General features: G+C 60.7%; 18 protein-coding genes. 8 read left to right on the top strand and 10 right to left on the bottom strand.

Annotation, left to right across the window (positions count from 1 at the left end):
• Window positions 1-54: 54 nt before the first annotated feature.
• From G5154_RS12965 to argS, 5 genes are all read right to left on the bottom strand, one after another.
• A complete protein-coding gene (locus G5154_RS12965; protein ID WP_421251019.1) occupies window positions 55-696 on the bottom strand; it encodes a TetR/AcrR family transcriptional regulator in 642 nt (213 codons plus the stop codon).
• Between the two features lie 268 nt (window positions 697-964).
• A complete protein-coding gene (gene hslU, locus G5154_RS12960) occupies window positions 965-2,293 on the bottom strand; it encodes an HslU--HslV peptidase ATPase subunit (protein ID WP_421251020.1) in 1,329 nt (442 codons plus the stop codon).
• Between the two features lie 66 nt (window positions 2,294-2,359).
• Window positions 2,360-2,893: an ATP-dependent protease subunit HslV gene (hslV, locus tag G5154_RS12955; RefSeq protein WP_042018387.1), complete on the bottom strand. Its 534-nt coding sequence runs from the start codon at window positions 2,891-2,893 to the stop codon at window positions 2,360-2,362.
• A gap of 187 nt (window positions 2,894-3,080) precedes the next feature.
• On the bottom strand, window positions 3,081-3,923 hold the full coding sequence (locus G5154_RS12950; RefSeq protein WP_159157858.1) for an SPOR domain-containing protein: 843 nt from the start codon (window positions 3,921-3,923) through the stop codon (window positions 3,081-3,083).
• A 3-nt stretch (window positions 3,924-3,926) separates the two neighbouring features.
• A complete protein-coding gene (argS, locus tag G5154_RS12945; protein WP_421251021.1) occupies window positions 3,927-5,672 on the bottom strand; it encodes an arginine--tRNA ligase in 1,746 nt (581 codons plus the stop codon).
• A gap of 310 nt (window positions 5,673-5,982) precedes the next feature.
• Here argS and G5154_RS12940 point away from each other — a divergent pair, with 310 nt between their 5' ends.
• The 3 genes from G5154_RS12940 to G5154_RS12930 all read left to right on the top strand — a co-directional run bounded on the left by G5154_RS12940 (window position 5,983) and on the right by G5154_RS12930 (window position 7,947).
• Window positions 5,983-6,549, top strand: a complete 567-nt coding sequence (locus tag G5154_RS12940) for an LON peptidase substrate-binding domain-containing protein (protein ID WP_040069721.1) — start codon at window positions 5,983-5,985, stop codon at window positions 6,547-6,549.
• Between the two features lie 140 nt (window positions 6,550-6,689).
• On the top strand, window positions 6,690-7,259 hold the full coding sequence (locus G5154_RS12935) for a sigma-70 family RNA polymerase sigma factor (protein ID WP_005342561.1): 570 nt from the start codon (window positions 6,690-6,692) through the stop codon (window positions 7,257-7,259).
• A complete protein-coding gene (locus G5154_RS12930) occupies window positions 7,252-7,947 on the top strand; it encodes a ChrR family anti-sigma-E factor (RefSeq protein WP_040069719.1) in 696 nt (231 codons plus the stop codon). The genes G5154_RS12935 and G5154_RS12930 overlap by 8 nt, the downstream gene beginning before the upstream one ends.
• A 66-nt stretch (window positions 7,948-8,013) precedes the next feature.
• Here the strand turns inward: G5154_RS12930 and bacA are convergent, their stop codons facing one another.
• From bacA to galE, 5 genes are all read right to left on the bottom strand, one after another.
• A complete protein-coding gene (bacA, locus tag G5154_RS12925) occupies window positions 8,014-8,829 on the bottom strand; it encodes an undecaprenyl-diphosphate phosphatase (protein ID WP_421251022.1) in 816 nt (271 codons plus the stop codon).
• A gap of 112 nt (window positions 8,830-8,941) precedes the next feature.
• Complete coding sequence (galM, locus tag G5154_RS12920; RefSeq protein ID WP_421251023.1) at window positions 8,942-9,931, bottom strand: galactose-1-epimerase; 990 nt, start codon at window positions 9,929-9,931, stop codon at window positions 8,942-8,944.
• A complete protein-coding gene (galK, locus tag G5154_RS12915) occupies window positions 9,928-11,076 on the bottom strand; it encodes a galactokinase (protein ID WP_421251024.1) in 1,149 nt (382 codons plus the stop codon). Before galK ends, galM begins: the two co-directional genes overlap by 4 nt.
• Window positions 11,073-12,131, bottom strand: a complete 1,059-nt coding sequence (locus G5154_RS12910) for a UDP-glucose--hexose-1-phosphate uridylyltransferase (protein ID WP_245097545.1) — start codon at window positions 12,129-12,131, stop codon at window positions 11,073-11,075. The genes galK and G5154_RS12910 overlap by 4 nt, the downstream gene beginning before the upstream one ends.
• Before the next feature lie 60 nt (window positions 12,132-12,191).
• Window positions 12,192-13,205 (bottom strand): UDP-glucose 4-epimerase GalE, encoded by a 1,014-nt coding sequence (gene galE / locus G5154_RS12905; RefSeq protein WP_421251025.1) that lies wholly within the window; start codon window positions 13,203-13,205, stop codon window positions 12,192-12,194.
• A gap of 203 nt (window positions 13,206-13,408) precedes the next feature.
• On the opposite strand from galE, the gene G5154_RS12900 reads away from it, so the two are divergent.
• The 5 genes from G5154_RS12900 to mglC all read left to right on the top strand — a co-directional run bounded on the left by G5154_RS12900 (window position 13,409) and on the right by mglC (window position 21,497).
• Window positions 13,409-14,416 carry a substrate-binding domain-containing protein gene (locus G5154_RS12900; RefSeq protein WP_088868202.1) on the top strand — a complete coding sequence of 336 codons (1,008 nt, stop codon included), beginning with the start codon at window positions 13,409-13,411 and terminating at the stop codon, window positions 14,414-14,416.
• Window positions 14,417-14,605: 189 nt separating this feature from the next.
• Window positions 14,606-17,665 carry a beta-galactosidase gene (locus G5154_RS12895; RefSeq protein ID WP_421263941.1) on the top strand — a complete coding sequence of 1,020 codons (3,060 nt, stop codon included), beginning with the start codon at window positions 14,606-14,608 and terminating at the stop codon, window positions 17,663-17,665.
• 244 nt (window positions 17,666-17,909) lie between these two features.
• Window positions 17,910-18,896: a galactose/glucose ABC transporter substrate-binding protein MglB gene (mglB, locus tag G5154_RS12890; RefSeq protein WP_139473043.1), complete on the top strand. Its 987-nt coding sequence runs from the start codon at window positions 17,910-17,912 to the stop codon at window positions 18,894-18,896.
• A 53-nt stretch (window positions 18,897-18,949) separates the two neighbouring features.
• Window positions 18,950-20,470 (top strand): galactose/methyl galactoside ABC transporter ATP-binding protein MglA, encoded by a 1,521-nt coding sequence (mglA, locus tag G5154_RS12885; RefSeq protein ID WP_042081798.1) that lies wholly within the window; start codon window positions 18,950-18,952, stop codon window positions 20,468-20,470.
• Between the two features lie 16 nt (window positions 20,471-20,486).
• A complete protein-coding gene (gene mglC / locus G5154_RS12880; RefSeq protein ID WP_005342585.1) occupies window positions 20,487-21,497 on the top strand; it encodes a galactose/methyl galactoside ABC transporter permease MglC in 1,011 nt (336 codons plus the stop codon).
• Window positions 21,498-21,517: the final 20 nt, after the last annotated feature.

Below are 21,517 nucleotides of genomic sequence, written 5' to 3'. Positions count from 1 at the left end.
AGAAGTAACCACTGAGAGCGGCCAGCAGCAGAGCTGCCATCGCGATGCGTTGTTTCATGCAGCGTCTCCTTCTTTGATGTCGGTGGGGCGCAGGCCGCGCAGGGCCCATACCAGCCGCTGTCTGGCGGCCTCGGGGTTGTCTATCTGGCTCAGAAACGGGGCGGCCTGTTCGGGCAGCCAGCCGAGCTGACGATCGCTGCCGGCGATCACCAGCGGCAGGCCGACCGACCCCATGATGAAGATCATCAGCTGGAGCGGGTGACCCGCGACCAGCGACCCTTCCGCCTGTGCCATCCGTACCTGCTCGATCAGCAGCAGGGGATGACGGCGCGGCAGGCTGAGCAGAAAACGCTGGGCCGCCCCTTCGCCTGCCAGCGCATCGCCAAACAGGTGGTTGATAAAGCCGCGCTGGCGCGCCACCAGCCCGATCAGCGCCTCCATGGTCGCCTCGAACATGGCGATGGCAGAGGGGTAGGAGCCTTTGGCTGCCACCGATTTGAGCTCGTCATAGAGGGGGGCGTACCAGAGCTCGACCAGCTCGTCGATAAAGGCGTCGCGGTTGCCGAAGTGGTAGACGAAGGAGCCGAGGTTCACCTCGGCCGCCGCCGCCAGCTCGCGTACCGTCAGGCCGCGCAGCCCCTTCTCGGTGGCGATGGCGAGGCCGGTATCGAGCAGTTTCTGCCGGGTTGGATTCATCTTTCTGGTTCCTGCTGCACAGATTTCGATCTGATTTATACATATGTATAAATCAACCGCACAGAAGTAGACAGATCTTTTTATGAGCAAATTTCAGCAGAGATGAAAAACGGCGGGCGTTCGAAAGAGATGGTTTGAAAACGTCTTTGGATTAAATGGGTTGTCGCAGATAAGGGTCAGAATTCGGGCGATGGGGGTGAGATGGAGGAGGCGATTGAGAAATAAAAACGCCTCCGCGAAGGGAGGCGTTTTATCGGGAGGGGCGCGTTTACAGAATAAAGCGGCTCAGATCCTCATCCTCGACAAGCGCACCGAGGTGGGCGTTGACGTAGTTGGTGTCGATGACAAAGGTCTCGCCGGACTTCTCGGAGGCGTCGTAGGAGATATCTTCCATCAGGCGCTCCATCACGGTGTGCAGACGACGGGCACCGATGTTCTCGGTACGCTCGTTAACCTGCCACGCCGCTTCGGCCAGACGGCGGATGCCATCCTTGGTGAACTCGATATTGACCCCTTCGGTGGCCATCAGCGCCTTGTACTGATCGGTCAGGGAGGCGTTCGGTTCGGTCAGGATACGCTCGAAGTCATCGGTGGTCAGTGCGGTCAGCTCGACGCGGATCGGCAGACGGCCCTGCAGCTCGGGGATGAGATCGGACGGCTTGGCGATCTGGAAGGCGCCGGAGGCGACAAACAGGATGTGGTCGGTCTTGACCATGCCGTGCTTGGTGTTGACGGTGCAACCTTCAACCAGCGGCAGCAGGTCGCGTTGTACCCCTTCACGGGAGACATCGGGGCCCGAGCTCTCGCCGCGCTTGCAGATCTTGTCGATCTCGTCGAGGAAGACGATGCCGTTGTTCTCGACCGCAGCGATCGCTTTCTGCTTCAGCTCTTCCGGATTGACCAGACGGGCCGCTTCCTCTTCGATCAGCGCCTTCATGGCCTCTTTGACCTTGATCTTGCGCTTCTTCTTCTGGTTCTGGCCCAGATTCTGGAACAGCCCCTGCAGCTGGTTGGCCATCTCTTCCATGCCCGGCGGGGTCATGATTTCGACGCCCATCGGGGAGGCGGAGAGCTCCAGCTCGATCTCCTTGTCATCCAGCTGACCTTCCCGCAGTTTCTTGCGGAAGATCTGGCGGGTGTTGGAGTTGTCGGCTTTCTCTTCCTCACCCCAGGTGTTGCGCGGGTTGGGCAGCAGGGCGTCGAGAATGCGCTCTTCGGCGGCTTCCTCGGCGCGGTATTTCATCTTCTCCATCTCGGTTTCGCGCACCAGCTTGATGGCGGCATCGGTCAGATCGCGGATGATGCTGTCCACTTCCTTGCCGACATAGCCCACTTCGGTGAACTTGGTCGCTTCCACCTTGATGAAGGGGGCGTTGGCCAGCTTGGCCAGACGACGGGCGATCTCGGTCTTGCCGACACCGGTCGGGCCGATCATCAGGATGTTTTTCGGGGTCACTTCATGGCGCATCTCTTCGTTGAGCTGCATCCGGCGCCAGCGGTTGCGCAGGGCAACGGCAACGGCGCGCTTGGCATCGGCCTGACCAATGATGTGACGATCCAGCTCGTGGACGATTTCTCTCGGGGTCATCTCGGACATGATGGTGTTCCTGTATCCGGGGCGGGCAGTGCCCACCCCTTGGGAAATTGGGTTTGGCTGGTGGCCTTATTTGGCGGCGTAGTCCAGCACTTCGATGGTGTGGTTGCCGTTGGTGAAGACGCAGATGTCGCCCGCAATCTTGAGGGACTTCTCGACAATGCTCCTGGCATCCAGCTCGGTGTTTTCCAGCAGGGCGATGGCGGCGGACTGGGCGAAGTTGCCGCCGCTGCCGATGGCGATGAGATCGTGCTCCGGCTGGACCACGTCACCGTTGCCGGTGATGATGAAGGATTTGTGTTCGTCGGCCACGGCCAGCAGCGCTTCAAGGCGGCGCAGGGCGCGATCGGTGCGCCAATCTTTGGCCAGCGCCACGGCGGCGCGCTCCAGATTACCCTGATGGGCCTGCAGTTTTGCTTCGAAACGCTCGAGCAGGGTGAAGGCGTCGGCAGTACCGCCAGCAAAACCTGCCAGCACCTTGCCGTTATAGAGACGATGAACCTTGCGGGCGTTGCCCTTCATGACGGTGTTGCCAAGAGAGACCTGGCCATCGCCACCGATGACGACCTGACCGTTGCGGCGAACTGAAACTATGGTAGTCACTTTACTTACCTCGCTTGAGCCGAATAACGGCCTGACTGTGCATGGCAAGAAAGATGGGGATGGCAAACGGGCTTTTCAACCCTGCCTTTGGTCGGGATAAACGGGGTAGCAATCAGGGTGGGTGCGAGTGACATCAAAAGAACAGGGCCGGGTGTTGCCACCCGGCCCTGCGTCATCGGTAATCGGATTACCCTTTCTTGGGAATGCAGCCGCTGATGCCGGAGCTCTGCAGCTTGCCGTTGGCCGCGTCGGCGGCCGCCTTGCCGTTGAAGGGGCCCACCATCACCTTGTAGACGGTGCCGTTGGCCGTGTTGACCACCTGCAGGCTGGAAGAGAGACCGGCGGTGAAGGCGATACGTGCCTTGAGCGACTCTGCGGAATCCTGCGAGCGCAGAGCCGCGCACTGCATCATATAGCGACTGCTGTCGGCGGCTGCGGTCTGGGCTGGTGGGGTAGCCGCTTTGGCCTTGGCTGCTTCGGCCCGCTCCCGCTCCAGCTCGGCACGGATCTCCCGCTCCATCCGTTCCCGTTCGGCCTGGCGATCGATCACCTGTTCCCGAGCGCTGGCAACGGGCGCACCGTTGTCAGGCGTTGTCGCCGGATTGGTCTGATAGGGTTTGGACTGGCCGATGGGCGTCCCCGGTTGGGGAATGTCGGTCGGTACCGGTTGCGGCAGCTTTTCCGGCTGCAGGGTCAGAGTATCGGCGGGGGGCGGTGGCAGTACGCCCGGCTGGGGCGGTGGCTCGATAACATCAACCTGCTTGTTCTCAAGCCGTTCGATGTAGCTCCACTTCTCCTGTGGCAACCCGTTGTTCTGTGGTTTTGGCTTGTTGGCCTTTACCTGCTCTTCGATGGTGGGGGCGTCGCTGCCCTTGCCATTGATCATGTAAAGGAAGCCACCAAAGCCTGCCAGCAGTGCCACGACCAGCAGCACTGGAATAACAGGAAAGCGGCGAGGGGCCGCTTTCTTGGTATTGCGGCCACCCGCCCGACGTCGCGGGCGGCTGCCGACATAATCCCGGGTTGCCATCTATTACATGCGCTCCAGGGTATGGATGCCCAGTACGCCGAGGCCCAGTTTCAGTACCTTGGCGGTGGCGGCGCACAGCAGCAGACGGCTCTGACGGGTTGCCTCGTCCACGCCATCCTTGTTGATCGGGCAGGCTTCATAGAAGGTCATGAAGTTGCCGGACAACTCGTACAGGTAGGTACAGAGCAGGTGCGGCATGCCTTTGTCTGCCACGCAGTTGACCGCGTCGGAGAACTGGATCAGCTTCTGGGCCAGCACCTCTTCGGCCTCTTCGTTCAGGGTCACGTTGCCGGTCAGCGTCTCGGCATCGATGTTGGCCTTGCGGAAGATGGACTGGATACGGGTGTAGGCGTACTGCAGGTAAGGGGCAGTGTTGCCTTCAAACGACAGCATCAGATCCCAGTCGAAGATGTAGTCGGTAGTACGGTTCTTGGAGAGATCCGCATACTTGACCGCGCCCATGGCGATGGCATTGACCACATTGGCCTTCTCTTCGGCAGAGAGGTCGCTGTTGCGGCTCTCCAGCAAGGCTGCGGCGCGCTCTTCCGCTTCGTTCAGCAGGTCAACCAGCTTGACGGTACCACCGGAGCGGGTCTTGTAGGGACGACCATCCTTGCCCAGCATCATGCCGAAGGCGTGGTGCTCAAGCGGTACGGATTCCGGCACATAGCCCGCCTTGCGGGTGATGGTCCAGGCCTGCATCAGGTGCTGGTGCTGACGGGAGTCAATGAAGTACATGACACGGTCGGCGCCCAGGGTTTCATAACGGTATTTGGCACAGGCGATGTCGGTGGTGGTGTAGAGGAAACCGCCATCGCTCTTCTGGATGATGACGCCCATGGCCTCACCATCCTTGTTCTTGAACTCGTCCAGGAAGACAACGGTGGCGCCTTCGCTCTCGACCGCCAGCCCCTTGGCTTTCAGGTCGGCAACGATCTCCGGCAGCATGTCGTTGTACATGGACTCGCCCATGATGTCCTTGTTGGTCAGGGAGACATTCAGGCGGTCGTAGTTGATCTGGTTCTGTTCCATGGTCATGTCGACCAGCTTCTTCCACATGGTACGGCAGTACTCATCGCCGCCCTGCAGCTTGACCACGTAGTTACGGGCGCGCTCGGCGAAGGCTTCGTCTTCGTCGTAGCAACGCTTGGCCTGGGTGTAGAAGGCTTCCAGATCCTTGAGCGCCATGTCGCTGGCGTGTTCGTTGGACATCTTCTCCAGATAGGCGATCAGCATGCCGAACTGGGTGCCCCAGTCGCCGATGTGGTTGGCACGGATCACTTTGTGGCCGAGGAATTCCAGCGCGCGTGCAGCTACGTCACCGAGTACGGTGGAGCGGATGTGGTGCACCGCCATCTCTTTGGCCACGTTGGGGGCGGAGTAGTCCACCACCACGGTTTGTGGCGCGGGCAACCGTACGTTGGCGTTGGCAGAGGTCACCATGGCCTCGACCTGACCGGCCAGCCAGCGCTGGTCGAAGAAGAAGTTGATGAAGCCGGGACCGGCGATCTCGACCTTGGCGATCAGGTCGGAGGCAGGCAGGTGCTCGATGATGGCCGCTGCCAGCTCACGGGGATTCTTGCGGGCCGGTTTGGCCAGCAGCATGGCCAGGTTGGTAGCCAGGTCGCCGTGAGCTTTTTCCTTGCATCGGTCTACTTGCACGCGGGCTTCCAGGTCCGCCGGCAGGACGCCTGCTGACTTGAGATTGGCTACCGTTTGTTCAAGTAGATGATGAATATGCTCTTTCATAACTGACCACCAAGGTTGCGCGTCGAAAAATGACTGATATATAAGGGCGTGAATTTTACCCGCATCGGCCCAAGAAAACTATAGGGATGACCCGCCGCTCGCTGTCGGGCGGATATTTCACTGCGTTTGGCGCCATATTCCAGAATATTGGGCGGAAATTACGGTGCTTATCCATTTCTACTGCATATCGAAGCGGCTTGTCCAGGCTATTTTCCCCTGATTGTTAAGGGTTTTTCCTTTCCGCTGACGGGAATGATCTCCTCCCTCTGGCCCGGCGTATCAACAGAGGTTCCCAACCGAGGAGTTTGCGATGCGACTGGCGCTGTTTCCCCTATCTGCTCACCTGCTGCCAGGCGGTGTCATGCCGCTGCGGATCTTCGAACCGAGATACCAGCGGATGATCGCCGAGGCGGGGGAGTCCGGCTTTGCCCTCTGCATGGTGGACCCTCGCCAGCCCGACGCCCTGCGCAACATGCTGCCCATCGCCACCCGGGTTACCATCATCGATTTCGACCGGCTGCCGGACGGCATGCTGGGGATCACGGTGCAGGGGGTGGAGCGGGTGCAGATAGAGGATCTGTGGCAGGAGCAGGATGGCCTGCGTATCGGCGAGGTGACGCCGCTGACGGCCTGGCCGCCCCGCCGGCTCCATCCCGATCAACTGCCACTGGTTGATGCGCTGCGGGAGGTGTTTGCCGATTATCCCGACTATGCCGCCCTCTATCCTGCCCCCTGCTGGGACGATGGCAACTGGGTGGCCCAGCGCTGGCTGGAGGTGTTGCCGATCCCCCCCGAGCAGAAGCAACTGCTGCTGGCTGCCGCCGACAATCAGCCCGCCATCGCCCTGCTCAAGGGGGTGCTGGTGGCCAGCCACTGATTTTTTCTGACCCGCTGATCCGCCAGCGCCGCAGCGCCGTACCAGTCATCACCACAGCATGTTCGACAGCACACCAAAGGGATGGCGCAATGGCATATACTGGCCAACCACACTCGACCATACGCAGGACCTCGCCCGTGATGGATAACCCGGATGGCGACCTCAAATCTCTGCTGATCAGGGTGGCTGAGCAGGCCGACAAGGCTGCTTTTGCCCGCCTGTTCCAACACTTTGCGCCGCGCATTCGCAGCTATGGCCTGCGCCACCTCGGCAGCGAAGCCAACGCCATGGAGCTGGTGCAGGAGACCATGCTGCTGGTGTGGCAAAAGGCGCGCCTCTACCACCCTGACAAGGGAGCGCCGACCACCTGGATTTACACCGTGATGCGCAACCAGTGCTTCGACATGCTGCGCCGTCGTCGCGCCAGCAAGGAGGATCTCTGCGCCGAGGAGCTGTGGCCCGTGCTGGAGTTTCAGGCCGAAGAGGAGCATCTGAGCGGGGGTGAGGATGCGGTGCTGACCCGTCAGATGGCCCACTATCTGGGCACCCTGCCGGAGCCGCAACAGCAGGTGGTGCGTGGCATCTATCTGCAGGAGTTCTCCCAGCAGGAGCTGGCGGAGCGACTCGGCGTGCCGCTCGGCACCATCAAGTCCCGCCTCAGACTGGCGTTACAGAAATTGAAAGAGCAAGTGGAGCAAGGCCATGATTAAAGCCCATCCGACCGACCCTATGCTGCGCGCCTTCGCCGCCGACGAGCTCCCTCTGCCGCTGGCGGTGGGGCTCTCCGCTCACTGTGAACTCTGCCCCGATTGTGCTGCCCGACTGAAGACATTCGAAGAGGAGCTGGCGCAGCAATATCTTGCCTCGCCAACAGAGCCCGAGGTGGACTCCCGCGATGACGTGGGACTGGACGCCGGATTCGACGCCATGCTGGCGGATATTCTGGCGCAGCCGCTGGCAGAGCCCCTCTCCGAGCCAACACATGACCAGCCCCGAGCCCAGCCCGGCGAGCTGGAGGTGGCCGGTCACGCCTACCGTTTGCCGCGGGTGTTGGCTCGCTACCGTTCGCCCAAGTGGCGCCATATCGGGGCCATTCGTCAGCAGAGTCTGCCGCTGGACGAGATGGGGGCTCGCGCCAGCCTGCTCCATATCGAAGCGGGCGGTCGCATCCCCGAGCACACCCATCAGGGCTATGAGCTGACCCTGCTGCTGGCTGGCAATATTCAGGATGGCGATACCCTTTACAAGGCGGGAGATTTCATCTGGCGCGATGCCAGCCACTCCCACAGCCCGCATACGCCGGACGGTTGTCTCTGCTACACGGTGCAGGATGCGCCGGTGCAGTTCACCAAGGGGCTGTCGCGGCTGCTGAACGGCATCAGCCAGCACCTCTACTAAGCACTCTGACGCCATAGAAAAAGGGACCAAGTTGGTCCCTTTTGTCATTTCATTGCAGGCTGCCTGTCAGGCGACAAACACCAGATAGACGGCGAATGCCACGATAAAGCGGTAGATGGCGAACGGGATAAAGTCGATGCGGCGGATCAATGTCAGGAAGGTCTTGATCGCAAACATCGCTACCACGAAGGCGGTGATAAAGCCCACTGCAAACATCGGGAAGTCGGCCATCGAGAGGAAATCGCGGCTCTTGTAGAGATCAAGCCCGCTGGCCGCCACCATCATGGGCACTGCCATGATGAAAGAGAACTCGGCGGCGGCGTGACGGCTGATCCCCATCAGCATGCCACCACTGATGGTGGCGCCGGAGCGTGAGAAGCCTGGCCACAGCGCCAGACACTGGAACAGACCGATGCCGAACGCCTGTTTGTAGCTGATGTCATCCAGAGTTTCGGCTGTAACGGCGGGGCGGAACTTCTCGGCGATGATGAGCAGGATGCCCCCCGCGACCAGTGCGTACATTACGGTTTGTGGGCCAAACAGGTTGGCCTTGATCCAGCTGTGGATGGCCAGACCGACCACGATGGCGGGCAGCATACCGAGGATGACATGCACCAGCGACAGGGTGGCGTGATCCCGGGACTGCTTCTGGCCGAAGTGGATGCCAATCAGGCCAAACAGGCGGCGCCAGAAGACGGCGACCACGGCGAGGATTGAGCCAAGCTGGATCACCACTTCGAAGGTGGCGGCCTTGGGCCCTTCAAAGCCCAGCAGATGGCCGACGATAATCATGTGGCCGGTGGAGGAGACGGGGAGGAACTCGGTCAGCCCCTCGACGACGCCCAGAATAAAGGCGACCAGCAGGCTATAAGTGTCAGTCATCGAACAGAATCCTTGCTACGTTGATGCAAAAACGTCCCGGAAGGAGCTCGGGGCGGCTTATCTTGCTCGAATGTTGCTGGCGCTGCTACGGAAAAATTGTGAAACCTTTAAGTCAGTCGCGGATAAAACGGTAGCGGGTCTGATGGTGATAGCGCTCGCCCGGCAGCAGCCAGGGGTTGCCCAGCTCGGGGCGATTGGGGCTGTCCGGCAGCTGTTGTGCCTCAAGACAGAAGCCGTCGTGATCCCGGTGCGCCAAACCCTGGCGATTCGGGGTATTGGCCAGCCAGTTGCCGGTATAGAGCTGCAGCGAGGGCTGGTTGGTGTAGACCTCCATTGCCAGCTGTCTGTCACCCGATACCACGCGAGCAGCCCACTCCTGCGGCGGGCCGTTTAGCACAAAGGCGTGGTCGTATCCCTTGGCTTGTTGCTGCTGGGGATGGCTCAGCCAATCCAGCCCGACAAGGCGCTCTTGGCGCAGATCGAATGGCCCCTCCACCGGGGTGATGGCGATCGGCAAACCGCTCGGGTCGGTCGGCAGGAAGTGGTCGGCATTGATGCTGATGAGGTGGTCACGCACATCGCCGCCGTCGGGTTTGTCATCGAGATTGAAGTAGGCGTGGCTGGTGAGGCTGACCGGCGTAGCGGCATCCGTGCTGGCGATGAAATCCACCACCAGATCGCTCTGCTCCAGCCGGTACTCCAGGGTTACCCGCAGATTGCCGGGAAAGCCCTGATCCCCCGCCCGGGAGAGCAGCACCAGCTTGACCCGATCCGCTTCCAGCTCTTTGATTTGCCACCGCTGGCGATGAAAGCCCGCCTGCCCGCCATGCAGGCAGTTGGGTGCCTGATTGGCATCCAGCGGCCAGCGCTGGCCATCGCGTAGCAGCTCGGCGCCGCCGATGCGGTTGGCAAAACGTCCCGCCACCGCGCCCAGCCACACCTGTTGGGCTGGATAGGCGTTGTCGGCACAACCCAGCAGCACTTCGCGCCGTTTGCCCGCCACCGGCAGGGTGAGGGATGTGAGGGTGGCGCCGAAGTCGAGGCCGCGCAGGCGCAGCCCCTCCTCGTTTTCCAGTTCGAATGGTGTCATGGCTCTGCTCATAGCTTGCCTGCACCGGCGCTGGCAGAGCAGACGTAGCAGTCAGCCTTGAGGCCGAAGCGGGTCGGATACTCGGCTTCAACCGCGGCGATCACCTCGGCCACCTTCTCGGGGCGCAGCAGGGCGACCACGCAGCCGCCGAAGCCGCCGCCAGTCATCCGTACGCCGCCTTCGGTGCCGATCCTGGCCTTGATGATCTCCACCAGACCGTCGATGGCGGGCACTGTGATTTCGAAGTCATCGCGCATGGCGGCGTGTGAATCGGCCATCAGCTCGCCGAGACGAACCAGATCCCCTTGTGCCAGCGCATCGGCGGCGGCCAGGGTGCGGGTATTGTCGCCTACCACGTGGCGCGCTCGGCGGTAGCAGACCTCATCCAGTCCTGCCTTGCCTGCTTCGAGAGCCGCCAGATCGAGATCGCGCAGCGCCTTGACCCCGTAGTGGCGGGCGGCCGCTTCGCACTGCTGGCGACGGGTGTTGTATTCGCTGTCTACCAGACCGCGGCGCACATTGGAGTTGACGATCAGCACCGCCAGATCGGTAGGCATGGGGATGAGGCGGGTCTCCAGCGAGCGGCAGTCGAGCAGCAGGGCGTGATTGGTTTTGCCGCTGGCGGATATCATCTGATCCATGATGCCGCAGTTGCAGCCGACGAACTTGTTCTCCGCCTGCTGACCGTTGAGGGCGATCTCCGCTTGGTTGATATCGAGCCCCAGCGCCTCCTTGAAGGCCTGACCGATGGCCACTTCCAGCGAGGCGGAGGAGGAGAGCCCAGCCCCCTGCGGCACGTTGCCGGAAACCACCAGATCGAGGCCGCGCAGGGCATAACCGCGCTCCTGCAGATATTTCACCACGCCGCGGATGTAGTCGCTCCAGCGCTGGCTGGGGTGGTGCTCGATGGGCTGGTCGAGGTCGAACTGGTCGCGCTGGTTGTCGTAGTCGGCGGCGATCACCTGTACTTGCCGGTCATCGCGCAGGCCGATGGCAACGCAGGTCTCGTAGTCGATGGCGCAGGGCAGTACGAAGCCGTCGTTGTAGTCGGTATGTTCACCGATGAGGTTGACGCGGCCGGGGGCGCGCACCAGCAGATCGGGCGCTTTGGCAAATTGCTCGGCAAAAACGGTGCTGACGCGTTGGCTCGGGGTCATAGGGCCTCCTCATTGGTTTGATTGGTCTGGTTGTAGTGAATGGGGCTCAGCGCGCGCAGCCGCTCGGCGGCCTGCTCCGGAGTCAGGTCGCGCTGGGTTTCGGCCAGCATCTCGAAGCCGACCATGAATTTGCGTACGGTGGCGGAGCGCAGCAGGGGCGGATAGAAGTGGGCATGCAGCTGCCACGCCTCGGGGCAATCCGATTTGGGCGGCGCAAAGTGCCAGCCCATGGAGTAGGGGAAGCTGCACTCGAACAGGTTGTCGTAGCGGCTGGTGAGCTCCTTGAGCGCCACCGCCAGATCCTGTTGCTGGGCCTTGGTCAGGTTGAGCATGGAGGGGACGTGCGCCTTGGGCAGCAGCAGGGTTTCGAACGGCCAGGCGGCCCAGAAGGGAACTACGGCGAGCCAGTGCTCGGTCTCAACCACAATGCGCGAGCGATCCGCCAGCTCCCGCTCCACATACTCCAGCAGCATGGGACGGCCATGCTCGGCCAGCCAGTCACGCTGGTGCTGCTCTTCGCGGGCGATCTCGTTGGGCAGGAAGTCGCTGCCCCAGATCTGGCCGTGGGGGTGCGGGTTGGAGCAGCCCATGACGGCCCCTTTGTTTTCAAAGACCTGCACCCACTCCCACTGGGCCGACAGCTCGGCGACCTGATCCATCCAAGTGGTGATCGCCCCTTCGATGGCGGGCAGCGGCAGCTCGGGCAGGGTCTTGCCGTGATCCGGCGAGAAGCAGATCACCCGGCTGGTGCCGCGGGCGGCTTCCAGCTTCAACAGGGGATCGCTGGCACTATCGGCGGCCGGGGTATCTTGCATCAGAGCGGCGAAGTCGTTGGTAAAGACGAAGGTGCCCTTGTAGTCGGGGTTGATGTCGCCAGTGACCCGGGTGTTGCCCGCGCAGAGGAAGCAGTCGGGATCGTGGGCCTGTTTGGGGGCCTGACTCACCTTCTCTACCTGTCCCTGCCAGGGGCGTTTGGCCCGGTGGGGGGAGACCAGCACATACTGGCCGGTCAGCGGGTTGAAGCGGCGATGGGGATGATCGACGGGGTTGAACATCATCTCTCCTGAATAAGGTATTGAAAAATAAGGTCGTCTATTAACAGGGAGCAGGCAGGCCTACTCCTCGTAACCGTTCGGGTTGGCGGATTGCCAGCGCCAGCTGTCGGCGCACATGGCGTCTATGTCCCGGGTTGCCTGCCAGCCCAGCTCGCGCTCGGCCTTGGCCGGATCGGCCCAGCAGGCGGCGATGTCGCCCGGGCGGCGCGGTTCGATGCGAAACGGCAGCGGCTTGCCGCAGGCATTGGAGAAGGCGGCGACCAGCTGCAATACGCTCTGGCCCTGGCCTGTGCCCAGGTTGTAGGTGTGCACGCCACCCTTGCCGGCGCAGTGTTGCAGTGCCTTGACGTGCCCCTCGGCGAGATCCATCACGTGGATGTAGTCGCGCACGCCGGTGCCATCAACAGTTGGGTAATCGTTTCCAAAGACCGACAGGCAGTCGCGACGGCCGATGGCGACCTGAGTGATATAGGGCATCAGATTGTTGGGAATGCCTTGTGGATCTTCCCCCATAGTGCCCGACTCGTGGGCGCCGACCGGGTTGAAGTAGCGCAGCAGGATCATGCTCCAGTGCGGCTCGGCCAGCTGCAGATCCTCGAGGATCTCCTCGATGATCAGCTTGGAGCGACCGTAGGGGTTGGTAGCGCTGCGGGGGAAATCCTCACGGATCGGCAGACTGGCGGGATCGCCGTAGACGGTCGCCGAGGAGCTGAACACCAGATTGTGCACCCCGGCCCGTTTCATCGCCTGCAGCAGGGTGAGGGTGCCGCCGAGGTTGTTCTCGTAGTAATCCAGTGGAATGCGGGTCGACTCGCCGACCGCCTTGAGGGCGGCAAAGTGGATTACTGCGTCGATCTGCTGCTCGGCGAAGATCCGGTCCAGCAGGGCGGCATCGCGAATATCCCCTTGATAGAACACGGGTTGCTGGCCGCTGATAGCGGCGACTCGAGTCAACACGCTGCGCTTGCTGTTGCAGAGGTTGTCCACCACGACTGGGGTCATGCCTGCGGCTTGCAGGGCCAGAGAGGTATGGCTGCCGATATATCCGCAGCCGCCGGTGACCAGAACCTTCATCTTGCTCTCCACTGAAAATGACGCTGCAAGCAGTCTAGCCGAGGGGTTGGCTTGCAAACTGTGAACTTGCTTGCAAAACAGTGTAAACGATTACACAATTTTTGTGATCGCTTCTCTGGCAGATCGTGCGTTATCCCCTGTTTTCAATGGGGTTGGTCGGTATAATGGTCCATCTGTCGCAGAGTGAAATAAGTGAAAACAGCATGAGTACCATCAAGGATGTCGCCCGTTTGGCCAATGTATCGGTGGCAACGGTTTCACGGGTGATGAACAACTCCCCCAAGGCCAGCGCCGCATCTCGCGAAGTGGTGCAGAAGGCCATGGCCGAACTGGGCTACACCCCCAACGCCAACGCGCGGGCACTGGTCAGCCAGACCTGCGACACCATGGGGGTAGTGGTCGGTGACGTGGCGGATCCCTTCTTCGGCGCACTGGTGAAGGGGGTCTCCGGCATCGCCGTCGAGCAGAACCTTCACCTGCTGATGGGTAACGGTTTTCACAAGGCGCGTCAGGAGCGTGAAGCGATCGAGCTGCTGATCGGCAAGCGTTGCGAGGCGCTGGTGGTGCACAGCAAGGCGCTGAGCGACGAGGAACTGTGCGATTACGCCATGCGGGTGCCCGGCATGGTGTTGATCAACCGCGATATTCCTGCCCTCAAGGGGCGCTGCATCGCCCTCAACAACCGGCTTGGTGCGGCCACGGCAACTCGCCACCTGATCGAACTGGGTCACCGCCATATTGCCTTTATCAGCTCGGATCACGCCATTGAGGATGCCACCTTGCGCCTGCAGGGTTATCAGGATGGACTGATGGAAGCGGGTCTGGCAGCCGATCCCGAGCTTATCGAGAGCGGCACGCCGAACGAGGAGGGGGGCGAGCGCGCCATGCTCAACCTGCTGGCCAAGGGGCTCAAGGTGACCGCCGTGGTAGCCTATAACGATGCCATGGCGGCGGGCGCCATCTCAGTGCTGGCGGATAACGGCCTGCGAGTGCCGGAGGAGGTCTCGGTAGTGGGCTTCGATGACATCATCTATGCCAGATATTTGCGCCCCAAGCTCTCCACCATGCGCTATCCCATCGAGCTGATGGCGGCCCAGGCGGCCAAGCTGGCCATTCAGCTGGCGGCGGGGGAGAGTGACGCGACCCAGAGCCGGATCTATACCCCCACCCTGATCAATCGCCACTCGGTGGCACCGGTTCGGGCCGGATAGCCCCCTTTTGCGGCCCTGTTCGGGGCCGTTTCTTGCACAGTTATTGTTTTACCTATTTTTAATCATTTTTACTCCGCTTTACTTAACAAAATTGGTGTAATCGTTTACATCTGTGTGAGCGAGATCGCCGTTCCCTGCGTCATACTTCTCTAGACTGAATACGTTTTCCAATCAGCAGGGAGAGAGTGAATGCTCAGGGAGATAGTGGCGCGTCAGGATTGGCAGACTCAGGCCATTACATCGGTAAACCGGCTGGCTGCCCATACCCCCATGTTCAGCTGGCGCAGCGAAGCGGATGCCAGGGGGGATCTGGCCTCTTCCTCCCGTCTCTTGCTCGATGGCGAGTGGCGCTTCTCCTTCTTTGCCGCTCCCGAATTGGTGCCCGAGAGCTGGCTGGCGCAGGATCTGGTGGATGCTTGCCCCATTACAGTGCCGGGCAACTGGCAGCTGGATGCCGCCTATCCAGCTGCGCGGCCGCTCACCGATGGCCCCATCTACACCAATATCAAGTACCCCTTTCCCTGCGATCCACCCCGGGTGCCGGCAGAGAACCCCACCGGTTGCTACTCCCGTGAGTTCGAACTGCCCTCCGACTGGCTGGCAAGCGGCCAGAGCCGGATCATCTTCGACGGGGTTAGCAGTGCCTTCCACCTCTTCTGCAACGGCCGCTGGGTAGGTTACTCTCAGGACAGCCGGCTGCCCGCCGAATTCGATCTGACCCCATATCTGCAGAGCGGTCGCAACCGGCTGGCGGTGCTGGTGCTGCGCTGGTCCGATGGCTCCTATCTGGAAGATCAGGATATGTGGTGGCTGTCGGGGATCTTCCGCTCCGTCAGCCTGCTGCACAAACCGTCCCGCCATCTTATGGATATGCGGGTGACCCCCGAGCTGGACGCCTGCTATCGGGATGGCCGTCTCAAGATTGCCCTGCAAGCGGCCAATGGGGCCGGTCTGTCGTTAGAGGCCAATCTCTATGACGGTGGCGAGCGCGTCGCGACCCTGCGCCAGCCGATAGGCTCCCAAGCCATTGATGAGAAAGGGGCTTATGACGATCGCGCTGAGCTGGAGCTCGATGTGGCTGCGCCGCGCAAGTGGAGCGCCGAGACGCCCCATCTCTATCGCCTGACCCTGACCCTGCTGGACGAGCAGGGCAAGGCCATCGAGAGCGAGGCGTGCGATGTGGGCTTTCGGGTAGTGGAGATCCGTGGTGGCCTGCTGCGGGTCAACGGTCAGCCGCTGCTTATTCGTGGTGCCAACCGTCATGAACACCATCCCGCCAAGGGTTATGCCATCGATCGCGCCACCATGGAGCGGGATCTGCTGCTGATGAAGCGGCACAACTTCAATGCGGTGCGCTGTTCCCACTATCCCAACCACCCCGACTTCTATCGCCTCTGCGATCGACTCGGTCTCTATGTGGTGGACGAGGCGAATCTGGAGACCCACGGCATGACCCCCATGGGGCGGCTGGCGCGGGATCCCGCCTGGAGCAACGCCTTTCTGGAGCGGGCTACCCGCATGGTGGCACGGGATTTCAACCACCCCTCCATCATCATCTGGTCGCTGGGCAATGAGTCGGGGTACGGCCCGGCCCACGATACCATGTATGGCTGGATCAAGCGCAGCGATCCAAGCCGTCCGGTGCAGTACGAGGGGGGCGGGGCCGATACCCCGGCCACCGACATCATCTGCCCCATGTATGCCAGAACCCATCAGGATCAACCCTTCCCGGCGGTGCCCAAATGGGCGCTGGCCAAGTGGATCGGCCTGCCTGGCGAGCACCGGCCGCTGATCCTCTGCGAATATGCCCACGCCATGGGCAACAGTCTGGGGGGCTACGCCCACTATTGGCAGGCGTTTCGCGATCATCCACGTCTGCAAGGCGGGTTTGTCTGGGATTGGGTCGATCAGGGGCTCGACAAATACACCGCCGATGGTCGCCACTACTGGGGCTACGGCGGCGACTTCGGTGATGTGCAAAACGATCGCCAGTTCTGCTGCAACGGCCTGCTGTTCCCGGATCGCACCCCCCATCCAGCCCTGTGCGAGGCAAAGCGTGCCCAGCAGCCGTTCCGCTTCACTCTGCTTGAGCACACCCCGTTGCGGGTGCGGATCGAGAGCGAATACTTGTTCCGCTCCACCGATAACGAGCGGCTTTGCTGGCAGCTGTGCGAGAACGGCCATGTGCAGCAGCAAGGGGAGGTTTCCCTCATGCTGGTGCCGCAAGGGGTGGTCGAGTTGACCCTGAGCGAGGCGTTGCCCACCTTTGCGGCAGGCTCACTGGCCTGGCTCGATCTGGCCATCGTTCAGCCACAGGCCACCCTCTGGTCGCAGGCGGATCACAAGGTCGCCCGTCAGCAGTTCACCCTGCCGACCCCCCTTGCCCTGCCTGCTCCTGCCGCTGCCGCCACCCTGAGCGAACAGCCGGATGGCTGGCGGATCACTGCCGCCAACAGCCAGTGGTGGCTCGACAAGCAGAGCGGCCGTATCACCAGTTGGCAAAAATTGGGGCAGGAGCAGCTGCTGGCGCCGATCATGGATCACTTCTACCGAGCGCCGCTCGACAACGACATCGGCACCAGCGAAGCGGATCACGCCGACCCCAACTCCTGGATTGCCCGCTGGCAGGGCTGTGGTCTCGGTCAGTGGCAGCACCGCTGTCTGGGGCTCGCGGTCGCCGGAGGGGATATCCGTGTCAGCCATGGCTACTTCCACCGCGATGAGCTGCTGCTGGTGAGTCACTGGCATCACCGCTTTACCGACGATGGCGCCATGAGCCTGGAGATAGAGACCGAGCTGGCGCAGGTGCTGCCTTCGCTACCGCGGATCGGTCTGTTGCTCCATCTGGCCGAGGTACCGGCGCGAGCAGAATGGCTGGGGCGTGGCCCTCATGAGAACTATCCGGATCGCCTGTTGGGCGCCGATCTGGGGCGCTGGAGTTTGCCGCTGGAGGCGATGCATACCCCTTACATCTTCCCGAGCGACAACGGCTTGCGCTGCGATACCCGCCAGTTGCAGTTGGGCAGCACGACGGTGAGCGGCAGCTTCCATTTCAGTGCCAGCCGCTTCAGTCAGCAACAGCTGGCCGCTGCTCGTCACCAGAGCGATCTGGTGGCAGAGGAGGGGCTGTGGGTCTGTCTCGATGGTGCTCACATGGGAGTGGGCGGAGATGACTCCTGGAGCCAGAGCGTGCGTCCCGAGTATCAACTGCTCGAGCATCGTTACCGTTGGGGCTGCACCCTTCGTTGAGCCATTTTGACAACAGGCCAGTAACGACTAGCCTCAATGCTGTGGAAATGATTGAGTCTCAAAACTGATTTTTATTCATATGCATTTGAAAAATAAAAACAAAGTTTCAATGTAACAGAGTGTAATCGTTTTCATTTTGTCGTCATGATCACAGAAGAAATGACAACAAACTGATTACATTGATTGGCGCTTGCTCAATTGCTCGCCACCCTACAACACAGATAGACACATCGGAGCACACATAATGAAAAAACTGACCACAGTTGCCGCCCTGCTGATGGGCATGATGGCTGGAGCCAATGCCCAGGCTGATACCCGTATCGGGGTGACCGTTTACAAATATGACGACAACTTCATGGCGGTCGTGCGCAAGGCCATCGAAAAGGAGGCTGCAGCCACTCCGGGGGTGGAGCTGCTGATGAACGACTCCCAGAACGACCAGTCCAAGCAGAACGACCAGATCGATGTGCTGCTGGCCAAAGGGGTGAAGGCGCTGGCCATCAACCTGGTTGACCCGGCGGCGGCGCCGGTGGTGATTGAGAAAGCCCGTGGTGAAGATATCCCGGTTGTCTTCTACAACAAGGAGCCGAGCGCTACCGATCTGGCCAGCTACGACAAGGCCTACTACGTGGGCACCGACTCCAAGGAGTCAGGGATCATCCAGGGTCAACTGATTGCCAAACACTGGAAAGCCCATCCGGAGTGGGATCTGAACAAGGATGGCGTGATCCAGTTTGTGTTGCTGAAAGGGGAGCCGGGCCATCCAGATGCCGAAGCACGTACCTCCTACGTGATCAAGACCCTGAACGACGGTGGCGTCAAGACTGAGCAGCTGCACATGGATACCGGTATGTGGGATACCGCCATGGCGAAAGACAAGATGGACGCCTGGATCTCCGGCCCCAACGCCAACAAGATCGAAGTGGTCATCGCCAACAACGACGGTATGGCAATGGGTGCAGTCGAATCACTGAAAGCCCAGGGCAAGACCGCCATTCCGGTGTTCGGCGTCGATGCGCTGCCGGAAGCGCTGGCCATGGTCAAGAGTGGTGCCATGGCGGGTACCGTGCTGAACGATGCGGCCAACCAGGCCAAAGCTACCTTCGAGCTGACCAAGAACCTGGCTGAAGGCAAACCGGCCGGTGAAGGCACCAAGTGGAATATCGTCGACAAGGTAGTACGTGTTGCCTACGTCGGTGTGGATAAAGACAACCTGTCCCAATTCGAGTAATTCCCTCCTCCAGGGCAAGGGAGATCCCCTTGCCCTTTTTTCAACCAGATGTGATGGCTGATATGACAACACAGCAACAATCAGAATGGCTGTTGGAGATGATTGACGTCAGTAAGAGCTTTCCCGGCGTCAAGGCACTCGATAATGTCAATTTACGGGTCCGTCCTCATTCTGTGCATGCGTTGATGGGCGAGAACGGAGCGGGAAAATCCACACTGCTCAAGTGCCTGTTCGGCATTTACGAGAAGGATCAGGGCAAGATCTTCTTCAAGGGGCAGGAGATCAACTTCACCTCCTCGAAAGAGGCGCTGGAAAATGGCGTCTCCATGGTGCATCAGGAGCTCAACCTGGTGTTGCAGCGTACCGTGATGGACAACATGTGGCTCGGCCGCTACCCCACCAAGGGGTGGTTTATCGACCACGGCAAGATGTATGACGACACCAAGCGCATCTTTGATGAGCTGGATATCGACATCGATCCCAAGGTGAAGGTCGCGACCCTGTCGGTCTCCCAGATGCAGATGATCGAGATCGCCAAGGCGTTCTCCTACGATGCCAAGATCGTCATCATGGACGAACCCACCTCCTCCCTGACCGAGAAAGAGGTGAACCACCTCTTCAAGATCATCAACAAGTTGAAGGATAAGGGGTGCGGCATCGTCTACATCTCTCACAAGATGGAGGAGATCTTCCAGCTCTGTGACGAGATCACCATATTGCGGGATGGCCAGTGGGTGGCAACCCAGCCGCTCAAGGGCATGACCATGGATCAGATCATCGGCATGATGGTCGGCCGTGAACTGACCCAGCGTTTCCCGGAAAAGACCAACCAGCCGAAAGAGGTGATCCTCGAGATCGAACACCTGACGGCGAAGAACCAGCCCTCCATTCAGGACATCACTTTCAACCTGCACAAGGGGGAGATCCTCGGCATCGCCGGACTGGTCGGGGCCAAGCGCACCGATATCGTCGAGACCCTGTTCGGTATTCGCGATCGCAGCCAGGGCAGCATCAAGCTGCACGGCAAAGAGGTGGCCAACCACAACGCCCACGAAGCGATCCGCAACGGCTTTGCGCTGGTGACGGAAGAGCGCCGCTCCACCGGTATCTACTCCCGACTCGATATCGCCTTCAACTCCCTGATCGCCAACATGGACAGCTACAAGGGCTCCATGGGGCTGCTCAGCGACAACAAGATGAAGAGCGATACCCAGTGGGTGATCGACTCCATGCGGGTCAAGACGCCGACCCAGCAGACCCAGATCGGTTCCCTCTCCGGGGGCAACCAGCAGAAGGTGATCATCGGTCGCTGGCTGCTGACCCAGCCGGAGATCCTGATGCTCGACGAGCCCACCCGCGGCATCGACGTCGGGGCCAAGTTCGAGATCTACCAGCTCATCCTGGAGCTGGCGAAGAAGGACAAGGGGATCATCATCATCTCGTCAGAGATGCCGGAATTGCTGGGGATCACCGACCGCATCATGGTGATGAGCAACGGCCGGGTCGCCGGGATCGTCAATACCAAAGAAACTGACCAGAGCGAGATACTGCGCCTGGCATCTCTGTACCTCTAGAGACAGGAAGACATTTATGGAGTCGGCTAAAAATTTCAATCTGATGCAGGCGCTCAAGGAAAACGCCATCTATCTGGTGCTGCTGGTGCTGCTCATGGTCATCGTGATCCAGGAGCCCTCCTTCCTGAGCCTCACCAACTTCAGCAACATCCTGACCCAGTCCTCGGTGCGGGTCATCATCGCGCTGGGGGTGGCGGGCATCATCATCACCCAGGGGACGGATCTCTCGGCAGGTCGTCAGGTCGGTCTGGCGGCACTCATAGCAGCCACCATGTTGCAGGCGCTGACCAACGTCAACAAGGTGTTCCCGACGCTGGGGGAGGTGCCCATTCCTGCGGTGATCCTGCTGGTGTGTGTGGTGGGTGCCCTGATTGGTCTGGTCAACGGTCTCATCGTGGCCTACCTGAACGTTACCCCGTTCATTACCACCCTGGGCACCATGATCATCGTCTACGGTATCAACTCCCTCTACTTTGACTCGGTAGGGGCCTCGCCGGTGGCCGGGTTTGATCCCCGCTTCTCCAGCTTCGCCCAGGGGTTTATCCGGATAGGAGGATTCAAGCTCTCCTATCTCACCTTCTACGCGGCCATCGCCAGCGTCTTTGTCTGGGTGCTGTGGAACAAGACCCGCTTTGGCAAAAACATCTTCGCCATCGGTGGCAACCCCGAGGCGGCCAAGGTCTCCGGTGTCAACGTAGCCGTCAATTTGGTGATGATCTATGCGCTGGCTGGGGTCTTCTACGCCTTCGGCGGCATGCTGGAAGCGGGCCGGATCGGCAGTGCCACAAACAACCTGGGCTTCATGTACGAGCTGGATGCTATCGCAGCGTGCGTGGTGGGCGGCGTGTCGTTTGCTGGCGGGGTGGGAACGGTTGCGGGTGTGATCACCGGCGTACTCATTTTCACTCTGATCAACTATGGTTTGACCTATATCGGGGTCAGCCCTTACTGGCAGTTCATCATCAAGGGCGGCATCATCATTCTGGCGGTGGCATTGGATTCCATGAAGTACGCCAAGAAGAAATAACGATTGGCAGAGAGGGTTGA

The sequence above is a fragment of the Aeromonas sp. 600527 genome (assembly GCF_049175415.1).
GTDB classification, from domain to species: Bacteria; Pseudomonadota; Gammaproteobacteria; order Enterobacterales; family Aeromonadaceae; genus Aeromonas; species Aeromonas veronii_A.
The sequence above is the reverse complement of the archived record's forward strand: the minus strand, read 5'-3'. Positions and strand labels throughout refer to the sequence as shown.